The organism is Acinetobacter sp. ANC_7513 (assembly GCF_056779915.1).
In genome coordinates this window covers 34558-47721 of the sequence record NZ_JBWYIW010000009.1, presented here as the reverse complement: position 1 = coordinate 47721, position 13164 = coordinate 34558, and the positions used below count along the sequence as shown (strand labels likewise).

Here is a 13164-nt window from a genome sequence, read left to right as displayed (position 1 = left end):
AGCATTAATTACTTCACATATGTTAACCAGTGAGCATATTTAGGGTCTTTACCTTGTACGGCATCGAAGTATGCTTTTTGGATTTGTGTTGTGATTGGACCACGAACACCTTCACCGATTTGACGATCATCATATTCACGGATTGGCGTTACTTCTGCCGCTGTACCTGTAAAAAATGCCTCATCAGCGATATAGAATTCATCACGTGTGATACGGCGCTCTACAACGTCATATCCAAGGTCTTTCGCAATCGTAATAATGGTTTGACGAGTAATACCATCAAGAGCACCACCAGCGATATCAGGGGTATGAATCACGCCATCACGCACTAAGAATACGTTTTCACCTGAACCTTGACACACATAACCTTGTGGATCAAGTAACATTGCTTCGTCATAACCTGAGTGCGCAACTTCTTGGTGTGCCAAAATAGACAGCGTATAGTTTCCTGATGCTTTCGCCTTACACATCGTCACGTTAGGGTGATGGTGTGTAAAAGAAGAAGTTTTTACACGAATACCCTTCGCCATTGCTTCTTCACCAAGGTAAGCGCCCCAGCTCCACGCAGCAACCACTGCATGAATTGTATTATCCGTCGCTGCAATACCTAGCTTTTCCGAACCAATAAAGATAATTGGACGTAAATAGCAAGAAGCTAATTTATTTTCACGCACCACATCAATTTGAGCTTGTTCTAATGCCGCCTGATCAAACGGAACTTTCATTTGATAAATTTTGGCAGAGTTTAAAAGACGTTTAGTGTGTTCTTTTAAACGGAAAATTGCCGTTCCATTCGGAGTTTCGTAGGCACGGACACCCTCAAACACACCCATACTGTAGTGTAAAGTGTGTGTTAAGACGTGAGTTTTTGCTTCACGCCAATCAACTAATTGTCCATCTTGCCAAATAAAACCATCACGATCAGCCAAATTCATGACCTAAACTCCAAATTTTTATACACAGTCATTTCTATCCAACTACTGATGCAGTTGGATCTATTAATCTTTGCCATAGCTTGCAAACGACCTTACGGGTATCGAGCCAATTCGCAGCACTCACTTGCATGGATTGATTTGCAAGGGCTAAACGATGACTCTCGGCACGTTCACGGAGATAAGCTTGAATCAATGCTGTCGCATCGGCGCTGGATAAGCAGCCAGTTTTTGCGGCATCCTCAAGGATTCGTACATTGTCGGAGTAATGGGCGAGATCAGGATTCGTCCCACTCCATGCTAATACTGCATACTGTGCCATAAATTCGATATCAACGATACCACCTGCATCCTGTTTTAAATGAAAAATTCCATCTTTTTTTTGCTCATTTGATGAGCCTAAATGGTCTTTCATTTTTTGACGCATTTTTAGCACTTCTGCTCTCACCGTTTCTTCATTTCGAGGCAAAGTTAAAATACGACAGCGTAATTCCTCAAACTTTTCTCTTAAGCTTTGCTCACCCGCTATACTACGCGCACGAACAATCGCTTGATGCTCCCAAAGCCATGCATTTTTAAGTTGGTATTGCTCAAAAGCCTTAAGGCTTGTGACGAGAAGCCCAGCTTCTCCTGAAGGACGCAATCGTGTATCAATCTCATACACACGACCATCTAAAGTTTGGGTTGTCATCAGCGACATGAGCTTTTGCCCAACACGCATCGCAAATTCAAAACCACTAATTGGTTTCAAGCCATCTGTATCTGCCTGCTCATCCATATAGTGGATAAAGACTAAATCAAGGTCTGAACCATACCCAAGTTCAATACCGCCTAATTTCCCATACCCAATGACACTGAATGCCATATGATTTTTTGAACAACGCTGACCATCTGCATCTACTGGGTAACCATGTTTTTTTGCTGTAATTTGATATGCTAAATTCAAAGTTGCTTGAACTGAAACCTCAGCAATATCGGTGAGCGCATCAGACACACGCATCAGTGGACTTTCAGCCAATACATCACTTGCTGCTACAGTCAAAACATTCGATTTTTTGAATAAGCGCAATACGCGCATTTGATCTTCCACTTGATCAATTTCAATACGCAGCAGCTGCTGTCTGAGTGAATCCTCCAAATCTTGGCGTTTAGGTAGCTCAAAATCCATTGATAAAAACTCATCGAGTAAAACTGGATAATGGGTTAGCTCTTCACAAATCCATGGGCTTACAGTCGCCATTTTAACGAGTCGCTGTAATGCTCCTTTGCTTTCAATTAACATCACTAGATAGACTGTTCGCCGCATCACAGATTCAACCAGTGGCATCAGCCTTACCAAAGCGACTTGTGGATTATCCGATTCAAGAACAGCTTGAATCAGATGAGGCCAAAACTCTTTTAAACGATTAACTGCTTTAGCGGGTAATTTTTTGATGGCATGTCCATACCAAAATTCACGAACCAAATTTTTAGCAGACTCATCTAAAACTTCATTCAATTGCTGCTCTATTTGGCTAAAGCTTTCAACCAATGGATCTACTTCTTTTTCTTTAATTAAATGCTCAAACTGATAAGTTACTATAGCGCGCTTCTCATTGAGAACATCTAAGAACGCATCCCAACTTTCAAATCCAAGTGTTTCTACGATGCGATTTCTTTGGTCAACCTCAGTAGGCAGTGATTGCGTTTGTTGGTCATTTAAGGCTTGAATAGCATGTTCCACACGACGCAAGAATAAATAAGCATTTTCAAGCTCATCTACCACTTCAGGTTCAAGTAATCCAACAACCCCCAAATGATGTAGACTCACTAAACATTGACGGTCTTGTAGCTCAAGTTTTGAACCACCATAAATCAACTGGAAAACTTGAACGATAAACTCGACTTCACGAATACCACCTGCACCAAGTTTAATATCATCTTCAATATTTCTACGTTGAACTTCACGCTCAATCATCGCTTTCATTTCACGCATCGCTGCAAAAGCAGTGTAGTCCACATAACGGCGGAATACAAAAGGTCGAGTCATTTCCAGAAGCTCATCCCCTTCCTTTCCTCCTGTAACAATACGCGCCTTTATCCATGCATAACGCTCCCACTCACGCCCATGTTGACTGAGATACTTTTCGAGTGCCGCATGACTGATTGCAAGTGCTGAACCATCACCCCATGGTCGTAATCGCATATCCACTCGGAATACAAATCCATCTGCGGTGATATGTTCCAACAAATAAATAATTTTTTGCCCCCAAAGGATGCAAAATTGCTGAACATCAATACATTTACGACCATTGGTTTCACCTTGCTCATCGAAGGCAAATATAAGATCAATATCACTGGATAAATTAAGTTCCTGAGCCCCCAATTTACCCATTGCAATCACGATAAGGTCTTGAAGCTTACCGTTATAGCCGATCGGCTCTCCATGTTTGGCTTGCAATGGACGATAAGCGAAGCTTTTGGCTGCATCAATACTGGCATCGGCAAAGTCTGAAAGCTCACGAGTCAATGTAATAACTGAAATGAGGCGGTTCGCATCCTGCCAAATCCACCGAAACATTAAACGTGCTCGCAAAATTCGAATTTTTTGCATCCATTCTTTTTCATCCTGAATGTCAGCAAGTTCTTTTCGTACAATGTGATAGATTTGTTCAGTACTTAAAAATTTATTAAATTGATCAGATGAATAATCTTGTTCTAATAATGTTTGATGTAAATTATAAACTTGTTCCGCGTATTGACTGGCTCTAAGAGTTTTTTGCAACTGATCAGCATTCATTTGAAAAAAAGCCTGAATAAATCTAAAACTCTTTTATATCAGTCCTTACGCAATTTGTGGACTATTTAGTTCACTTTTTCCAAAGATGTTTGATTACTCGTATTTGGGGTGGCAGGTAACGCTGCATGAGTGTCTGCTTCAGGTAATATGACTTTAAAAGTCGTACCTTGACCTTGTTGAGAACTGACACAAATTTCACCATGATTCAAATCAACAAATCTTTTACATAACACCAAACCTAAACCAGCACCTTTTTCACCAGATGTACCACGAATAGATACCTTCAAATCCGGTTGAAAAAGCTTCTCAATTTGCTGTGATGTCATACCTAAACCTGTATCGCGAATGGCAATTTCGACACCTTGATCGCATTTTGATGCTTCGATATAAACTTTTCCAGTTCCATCCACATGAGTAAACTTCAAAGCATTGGATACCAAGTTTTGAATCACTGATGTGATCATATTAATGTCGGCAAAGACTTTTAACTCTTGCGGCACACTTTCAATTAATTGAATATTTTTTTTCACAGCCAACGTGTTTAAAACATCAAAAACGATTTTTGTCACCTGTTTAAGCTCAAACTGAATAGGGTGATAGACAAATCTCCCGCCTTCAGCCATTGCCCAATTTAATAGGCTTTCCAATAAGTTATAAGTCGATTGAGCGGTATCATGTAGATACTCAGCGATATTCTGTACACTGTCCTCATCCAAACTTTCACGTTCATTGGCCAATACATCAGAAAAACCTAATAAGCCATGAAATGGTGCGCGTAAATCGTGTGCAATGATTTGAAAGAATTTTGTTTTACTGAAATTAAGCGCCGATTGTTGTTCATATAATTCTTTGAGTTCCGCATAATCCGAATGAAGCTCTAATATACGAATTAAGCTCATTGAAAAATCATAAACCAGTTCTAAATTTTGATCATCAAAAGGTTGGTGCTGATTATCAAATAAAATCACTTGACCAATTGAAAAATCATCATTCACTTTTAAATCAATGGCTATAATTCGCTCGTGATCAACTCCGAGTTGATGAATATGTGCTGAAAAAGATGAATAATTAGGATGATCACGACTGATCGAAGTTTGACCCGCGAAATATGGTAATAATTTTGCTTTTTTATTGGCATTAAAAGCTTTAAATCCATTTGGAGAAGAATGCCACACATATGGTTCATCATGAAAAGCTAAGATTGCTGACTCCGCATTTAAAATGCCACGCGCAAATCTTAAAAAACTCTCAAGTTGATTTTTTGGCGTTGATACACCGAGTAAAAGAGACATTTTGCAGGCACTGAGCTGATCAGCTTGATCGACATCTATAAATTCTATTTTCATGTCTACATCCTGCCATGGAGTAAAGGGGAATAATGATCGATTACATTTTATTTTTTCATTTCACAGTAAAGAAATGAAACCTTATTTCATCAAGACTAATACATTCTCAAATATTAAGAAAGTGCATTTTTGAGGACTGAATATCTAGCTAAAGCATGAGTCGTACTTTATAAAACGTAAGCATCTAGTGAAGATCGATTGAATAAACCATAACTATTTATTATTAAAATAAAATTTACTCAATCCTTATCTTATATTATTCATCAAATCTTCATTTGAAATTTTAAAATTCCTTTATTTATTTAAAACAAATAAAAAGGCCCTCAAGTCTGAATATGCTTGAAGGCCTTTAAGTATTTGGTCCCGAGGGTCGGACTCGAACCGACACGTCATCTCTGACAGCGGATTTTGAGTCCGCCGCGTCTACCAATTTCACCACCTCGGGAAAGGTTGTGTTCGGTATAATATCGTTTTTCTTTTCTTTGTCAATGCAAAACCTGACTCAAGCGCCTATTTTTAAATCAATAGCATGCATTATGCTTTTTTAACCACCAAACTCAACTCGAACTGGGCAAAAAAAGCATATACTAATGCCAAAATTTTTGCTGATTCCATTTTTATATTCTTATGCAACTTTCTGATTTTAACTTTGAACTCCCTGACGAACTTATTGCCCGTTACCCTCTTGAAGAGCGAAGCGCTTCTCGCTTACTTCATCTTAAAGCCGATGGTCAATATGACGATCACCAATTTACCGATATTTTAGACCTGTTTAATGAAGGTGATTTATTAGTTCTCAATGATACTAAGGTAATGAAAGCTCGCTTGAAAGGTAAGCGTGCTTCGGGTGGTGCGATTGAGGTTCTGGTTGAAAGAATGCTTGATCAATTTATTGCTCATTGCCATATCAAAGCAAGTAACTCACCAAAACCAGGTGCTGAGCTTTTTGTCGGATCAGATGAGGTTAAAGTTACGGTTCAAGGGCGCCATGAAAATCTCTATGTGGTGGAATTTTCCAAACCAATCTTAGATGTATTGGATCAGTATGGTGCATTGCCTATTCCACCTTACTTCAACCGAGAAGCAGAAGATATTGATACTGTTCGTTATCAAACCGTATTTAATGATCCTACAAAAATTGCTAGCGTTGCTGCTCCAACGGCGTCTCTACATTTTGATGAACAACTATTAAAAAAACTTGAAGATAAAGGTGTAAACAAGACATTTGTCACCTTACATGTGGGTGCAGGTACCTTCTTACCAGTACGCACCACTGATATCGAAAATCACATCATGCACAGTGAATGGTGCCAAGTCAGCGATGAAGCTATGGCGTTGATTAAGGCGACTAAAGATCGAGGCAATAAAGTGATTGCCGTCGGAACGACTGCAACACGGGCAACTGAAAGTGCGGCTCAAGCCAATGATGGCCAACTGAAGGGCTGGACTGGTGATACTCAGATTTTTATTTATCCTGGTTATGAATTTAAAGTAGTAGATCGCTTAATTACTAACTTCCACCTTCCAGAATCAACATTATTAATGCTTGTCTCAGCCCTGTCCAATCGTGATTATATTTTGAATGCGTATCAACATGCTGTAAAAGAACGCTATCGTTTCTTTAGTTATGGTGACGCAATGTTGATTGACCAAGCAAAAGATTAGGATCTGATCTATGCCGATTGATTCTGTTCAGCAACTGCTTCACCTTCGCACCCGAAAGAACAAGCAAATTATGGCCAGTGTTGATCGGCTTTGGGCTCTTGGACGTTCTGCTCAACATTCTGATGACATCCTGCAAGGATTACATCCATGGGGTTCGAATACCCAACTCTTTTTTCACAATGGCATACCTAAATTTTTAGTTACGCTTGCCATCATATTCAGTGTTTTTTCGCTCTTTCCTATTTTTGACACATTAAAATGGATGGCATATAGCGCATCGGCGATACTTATCCTGATTGCATATATAATTTATGAACCGAATAAACCTATTCATGAAGTGATTTCATTTCTTGAAGAGCGAATGATTGGTTTTAAATTCGGTATAGAAGCTTATTCAACGCCATCACACCTTGGAACAAATAGACATAACACCTTGATCATAAGTCAGCTAAGGCAAAAATTTCCTTTGTTTAACCAAGGTAACCATGCCAATGATATTTTAAAGTTTGCCTCCACCACGTGGAAAAACGCGCAAAATCAAGATTTTCCTGTTATGCTTTTTCATTACCGATTTATTGATGAAATCAATCTGCCTGAGCAAAACAAAACACCACAAAAATTAAAAAAAATTGAACGTCATCATTGGGGCGTATTTGTATTTGATATATCACCACTAGGATTAGCGACAACCAGTAGAAAGAAAGGGTTCACAGCACCATATACAGAGCACTGGGAGAGCAGCGATTTAGAGCTACGTAAAAAAGTTCAGATTTACGGTACAGACCGCTTACAACTCGCAAAGATCATGACGCCATCAACCACACTCAAACTAATTGAATTTTATCGACTTCACCAGGGCGACTTAATTTTCCACCCTCATGACCAAATCATGTGCTATTTGGGAGAGCGCGATTTATTTGAAGTCACGCACAAGCTTGAAATCAAAGACATTAAAAATATATCCGCTTTGCGCGGTTACTTAAGAACATTAACCATGCCAAATTATCAACAACTCAAACAGAGCATGCTAAACTTAGTTGCATAATAACGATCATATTAGGTAATGCGTGTGGGCTTATTCATTTTTCTTTCCATCTTTGTTTTGATTATTGTTTGGGGAATATGGGTTCGAAATAATATCGTTAGATATTTGAATGCTTCTCAGCGTGCTTGGTCAGATGTCGCAAATTTTGAACGTCAGAAAATTAAAACATTAGAGCATCTTGAGCAAAATTTATCTCAATACACTGAGTTTGAAAAATCAACATTAGAAAATATCACAGCCTTACGCCAACAAATCCTAAATCTCAATACACAATCAACTGATGTAGCTCAGCTTCAGCATATTGAAGCGCTAAGTCAGTCGTTAATGAAAAGTTTAAATGTGGTTGTTGAGAATTATCCAGATCTCAAAGCTGATCAGCTTTACAACCAAATGATGCATGACATTCAAGAGCAAAATGAAAATGTCAGTGCTGCAATTTCAATATTCAATCGAAATGTCGAAGAGTTTAATAACTTGATTCAAATTTTTCCAAATAACTTAATCAACAGTATCAGCCTCGCAAAGAAACCTATTCGCCCATTTACAGATCATCAAGCTCAACAAAATTTTGATTATCGCCCTAATTTCAAATAAGGATTCCACCTTAAAAAGTGGCAATATCTTAGAGAATCACGTTGTTTATCCATTACGATTTATTCATATTAAGATATGCTAAAAACTGTATAGCTGGGCGAAAAATAAGCAGATATCTTCATTGTTTAGCAAGATCATGAATCTCTTGTAATTTTTCATAAACAAAAATCCAAGTCGTTAAGAATAATGTAATTTTTCTAGCATAAACTGCGCGAATCTAGGAAAATAGAGCGCTTTATCGCTATCAATCAGCGAACTGTTTTTTCGCCTCGATTTGGACAATTTATGAAGTTTGAAAAATTAGGTCAGTCTGGTCGCGCTCGACGCGGACGCTTAACCTTGGAACATGGTGTCGTTGAAACACCGATGTTTATGCCTGTCGGAACTTACGGTACTGTTAAAGGCATGCTCCCACGTGATATTGAAGAAATTAAATCACAGGTCATTTTAGGAAATACCTTTCATTTATATCTACGCCCTGGTCTAGATGTCATTCGTGAGCACGGTGGTCTACATGGTTTTATGAAATGGAATAAACCAATTTTGACTGACTCTGGTGGCTTCCAAGTATTTAGCTTAGGCGCAATGCGTAGTATCAAAGAAGACGGCGTAACATTCCGCTCTCCAATTGATGGCTCTAAAGTCTTTCTTTCTCCTGAAATTTCGATGGATATTCAACATACATTGAATTCAGATATCGTGATGATTTTTGATGAATGTACACCCTATCCAGCGACTCACGAAGAAGCTCAGAAATCTCTACAACTTTCATTGCGTTGGGCAAAGCGTTGTAAGACTCAACATCATGATGTGTTAAAAAACCGCAATGCTCTGTTTGGTATTATTCAAGGCGGCATGTATGAAGACCTCCGCCAAGAATCACTAAATGGATTAAAAGAAATCGGTTTTGATGGTTATGCGATTGGCGGTCTTTCTGTAGGCGAGCCAAAAGAAGAGATGATCAAGGTCCTTGATTATCTTCCAGAGCAAATGCCTGCGGATAAACCACGTTATTTAATGGGTGTTGGCAAACCAGAAGACATCGTTGAAGCTGTTCGTCGTGGTGTAGACATGTTTGATTGTGTAATGCCAACTCGTAACGCACGTAATGGACATTATTTTGTTACGGACGGTTTAGTGCGTATACGAAATGCGAAATACCGCCATGATCAAAGCCCACTTGATCCGCATTGCGATTGTTACACCTGTACCAACTTTACCCGTTCGTATCTATACCATTTAGAAAAATGTGGTGAGATGCTTGCATCAATGCTTGGCACAATCCATAACCTTCGTTATTACTTGCGTTTAGCAGAAATGATGCGTGATGCATTAGATAACGGAACATTTGATGATTTTGTTCACGATTTTTATGCACGCCGTGGGCTTGAAGTACCTCCTTGTCCGCAAGATTAATACATCAGTATTTGCGCTGAGCAAAAAGACAATGTAAATTGCTGAACAAGCCGATTTTTTATCATCTTTTTTGATATTTTTAGTTTAGGAAAATGAAATGAGCCTTTTTATTTCGACTGCACACGCAGCTGGTGAAGCTGCACAACAACCAAGCTTAGTTGCTAACTTATTGATGATTGCAGTATTCATTGCAATTTTCTACTTCTTAATTTGGCGCCCTCAAGCAAAACGTGCGAAAGAACATCGCACTTTGGTTGAGAGCTTAGGCGTTGGCAGCGAAATCGTTTTTGCAGGCGGTTTAATGGGCCGTATTACTAAACTCGAAGGTGATTTCGCTGTGGTTGAATTAAACCGTGGCAACGAAGTTAAAATTCAGCGTGCAAGTGTGATTTCAGTATTACCTGAAGGCACTCTAAATAACCTTTAATTATAAAATAGTCGTGCAGCTGCACGACTTTTTTCATTTTAAGAAGAAAGCGAATGCGTTACCCAGCATGGAAATATTTACTCATTCTAGTTGTACTAGTCGTGAGTACATTATATGCCCTGCCAAGTTTGTATCCTGATGAACCAGCTGTCCAAATTTCTGGTGCAAAAGCTGGTTCTGTCATTGATGACACAGTGATTCAAAAAGCAGAGCAACTATTAAAAAGCAACAATATCCAATCCCACAATAACAGCTTTACTCAAAATGCTGCCCTTCTACGTTTAGACAGTTCTGAAGCCCAATTAAAAGCAAAAGATATCCTACGTGAAGGTCTGGGTGAAAACTATGTTGTTGCATTAAACCTCGCGCCAACAACACCTGAATGGTTACAGAAAATCGGTGCACGACCAATGAAACTTGGTCTTGATTTGCGTGGTGGTGTCCACTTCCTCCTTGAGGTGGATATGGACAAAGCGATTGCGCAGCGCATGGAAACATCGGCTGCTGATTTGCGACGCGAATTCCGTGAGAACAAGATCAAATTCAATAGTCTTTCATTGAATAACAATGCGATCATTGTTCAATTTGCTAACAATGAAGATCGTGCAGCAGCGATGGATCAACTTCGTCGTAACGGCAATAAATATACTCAACAAGCACTTGCAACTGAAAATGGTGCCAGTCTTCGTTTAACCTATACAGATACCACAAAGCAAGAAATTCAGTCGTATGCGTTAGATCAAAACTTAACAACACTTCGTAATCGTATTAATGAACTTGGTGTTGCAGAAGCATTGGTTCAAACCCAAGGTAGCAACCGTATTGTGGTTGAATTACCAGGTGTCCAAGACACAGCTGAAGCAAAACGTATCTTAGGTCGTACAGCAAACTTAGAATTCCGTTTGGTGTCTGATCTAAATGATCAATATATTGATCCTTATTCAGGGAAATATAATGGTCAACCCTTACCTCCAGGGACAGAAGTATTCGCCTATGAATCTTTAGACAGTGGTCGTGAACTTTTACTTAACCGTAATCGTATTCTGACGGGTGAGCGTGTACAAAATGCTTCTTCAGGCTTTGGACAAGATAGTGGTACAGCAGAAGTTAACATTACCCTTGATAATGCAGGTGGTAAGTTAATGTCAGATGCGACTCGTAGCGCTGTTGGTAAGCGTATGGCGGTACTGTTCATTGAGAATAAACAACGTATCAGTTACGTTGAAGATCCTGAAACAGGTGCACAAACTGAAGTACGCACACCATATACTGAATCTGTCGTCATTAATGCAGCAAATATTCAAGCAGTACTGGGTTCACAGTTCCGTATTACTGGTTTAGATTCACCCCAAGAAGCAGCTGAGCTAGCTTTAATGCTTCGTGCAGGTGCGCTCGCTGCGCCAATGTACTTTGTTGAAGAGCGTGTTATCGGTCCAAGCTTAGGTCAAGAAAACATCGATAAGGGTGTACTATCCACTCAAATTGGATTCATCTTGGTCGCAATTTGGATGGTGGTATTCTTCCGCTTATTCGGTGTCATTGCGAACTTCGCTCTAGTATTCAACTTAGCAATGATCTTGACGGTTATGTCTTGGATCGGTGCTTCATTAACGCTGCCAGGTATTGCAGGTATCGTTATTACCATCGGTATGGCGGTGGATGCAAACGTTCTAATTTGCGAGCGAATACGCGAGGAAATCAAATGGGGAGCATCGCCTAAACAGGCGATTGTTGCAGGTTATGATCGAGCTTATAACACCATCTTTGACTCGAACTTAACCACATTCCTTGTTGCATTTATCCTCTTTGCCATTGGTACTGGTCCGATCAAAGGATTTGCCGTGACACTCATGATTGGTATTGTTTGCTCGATGTTTACTGCGATTACAGTAACCCGTGCAATTGTACAGATCATTTACGGTAAAAAACGTAACTTGAAAAAGTTGAGCATTTAGGAGATCTATCATGACTGAAAATACTCAACTCGAATCAAAACAATACGGCCGTCCAGACAACGAACGCGTAATTCCTTTCATGAAGATTGCAAAGCCAGCAGCTTGGCTTTCAATCATCCTGACTATTGCAAGTATCTTCTTTATCGCGACTAAAGGTCTGAATTTAGGATTAGACTTTACTGGCGGTGTTGCAGCTGAACTGAATTATGCCAATCCTGTAAAACCCTCTGAAGTGACGCAAGCATTAAGTGATGCGGGTTTTAATGATGCGGTTGTTCAAACCTTAGGTTCTGAACGAGATTTAATGGTTCGTATGCCCGTACAAGAAGATATTGAAGCGGAAGATCTAACCAAATCAATTACCACCGCAGTTCAATTAGACAATAATACCGTGACTGTACCTAAGGTAGATGTTGTTGGTGGTCAAGTCGGAAACGAACTTTACATTAAATCAGCAGGTGCTGTGGCTTTGGCTCTGATTATCATGCTGATTTATGTGACGATTCGCTTCGAATTCAAGTTGGCAATGGGTGCAGTTCTATCGCTATTTCACGATATTATCGTGACTCTTGGTATTTTTGCATTGATGCAGTGGCCATTTGACCTAACCGTTTTAGCTGCTCTTCTAGCGATTATTGGTTTCTCATTAAACGATAATATTGTTGTCTCGGATCGTATTCGTGAGAACTTCCGTAAAATTCGTGGGGCAGAACCTCTTGAGATCATCAATATTGCATTGACTGAAACCTTACGTCGTACCATCCACACTTCGATGACGCTATTGCTTGTGGTCGTTGCTATGATGATCATGGGCGGCGATGGTTTGAAATGGTTCTCGATTGCAATGTTTGTCGGTGTTTTTGTCGGAACATATTCTTCGATTTATATCGGTACTGCATTTGCATTGTGGCGTGGTCTGAACCGCCAAGACTTTATTGTTCAAGTAAAACCTGAATTTGAAGAGGAAGAAGAAATTCCTCAATAAACATTCAATACAAAAAGCCC

General features: G+C 39.5%; 10 protein-coding genes and 1 tRNA gene. 7 read left to right on the top strand and 4 right to left on the bottom strand.

Going from position 1 to position 13164, the window contains the following annotated elements; genetic code table 11:
• Positions 1-8 precede the first annotated feature (8 nt).
• The 4 genes from AC1M9B_RS10480 to AC1M9B_RS10465 all read right to left on the bottom strand — a co-directional run bounded on the left by AC1M9B_RS10480 (position 9) and on the right by AC1M9B_RS10465 (position 5502).
• Positions 9-935, bottom strand: coding sequence for a branched-chain amino acid transaminase (locus AC1M9B_RS10480; RefSeq protein ID WP_035265589.1), 927 nt, complete (start codon positions 933-935; stop codon positions 9-11).
• A 34-nt stretch (positions 936-969) separates the two neighbouring features.
• Entirely contained in the window at positions 970-3711 is a 2742-nt protein-coding gene (gene glnE / locus AC1M9B_RS10475; RefSeq protein ID WP_481609060.1) for a bifunctional [glutamate--ammonia ligase]-adenylyl-L-tyrosine phosphorylase/[glutamate--ammonia-ligase] adenylyltransferase, read from the bottom strand.
• A gap of 65 nt (positions 3712-3776) precedes the next feature.
• Positions 3777-5057 carry a sensor histidine kinase gene (locus AC1M9B_RS10470; RefSeq protein WP_180028869.1) on the bottom strand — a complete coding sequence of 427 codons (1281 nt, stop codon included), beginning with the start codon at positions 5055-5057 and terminating at the stop codon, positions 3777-3779.
• 358 nt (positions 5058-5415) lie between these two features.
• Positions 5416-5502: transfer RNA gene (locus AC1M9B_RS10465), tRNA-Leu, on the bottom strand.
• A 182-nt stretch (positions 5503-5684) separates the two neighbouring features.
• Here AC1M9B_RS10465 and queA point away from each other — a divergent pair.
• From queA to secF, 7 genes are all read left to right on the top strand, one after another.
• Positions 5685-6722: a tRNA preQ1(34) S-adenosylmethionine ribosyltransferase-isomerase QueA gene (gene queA / locus AC1M9B_RS10460; protein WP_180028870.1), complete on the top strand. Its 1038-nt coding sequence runs from the start codon at positions 5685-5687 to the stop codon at positions 6720-6722.
• A 70-nt stretch (positions 6723-6792) separates the two neighbouring features.
• Positions 6793-7767, top strand: coding sequence for a hypothetical protein (locus tag AC1M9B_RS10455; protein ID WP_481609059.1), 975 nt, complete (start codon positions 6793-6795; stop codon positions 7765-7767).
• 18 nt (positions 7768-7785) lie between these two features.
• Positions 7786-8361, top strand: a complete 576-nt coding sequence (locus AC1M9B_RS10450) for a LemA family protein (protein ID WP_481591688.1) — start codon at positions 7786-7788, stop codon at positions 8359-8361.
• Positions 8362-8646: 285 nt separating this feature from the next.
• On the top strand, positions 8647-9777 hold the full coding sequence (gene tgt / locus AC1M9B_RS10445; protein WP_035265598.1) for a tRNA guanosine(34) transglycosylase Tgt: 1131 nt from the start codon (positions 8647-8649) through the stop codon (positions 9775-9777).
• A gap of 97 nt (positions 9778-9874) precedes the next feature.
• Positions 9875-10204, top strand: coding sequence for a preprotein translocase subunit YajC (gene yajC / locus AC1M9B_RS10440; protein WP_035265599.1), 330 nt, complete (start codon positions 9875-9877; stop codon positions 10202-10204).
• Between the two features lie 53 nt (positions 10205-10257).
• Entirely contained in the window at positions 10258-12159 is a 1902-nt protein-coding gene (gene secD / locus AC1M9B_RS10435) for a protein translocase subunit SecD (RefSeq protein ID WP_481609058.1), read from the top strand.
• Positions 12160-12166: 7 nt separating this feature from the next.
• Complete coding sequence (gene secF, locus AC1M9B_RS10430) at positions 12167-13144, top strand: protein translocase subunit SecF (protein WP_481596076.1); 978 nt, start codon at positions 12167-12169, stop codon at positions 13142-13144.
• The last annotated feature ends 20 nt before the right edge of the window (positions 13145-13164 follow it).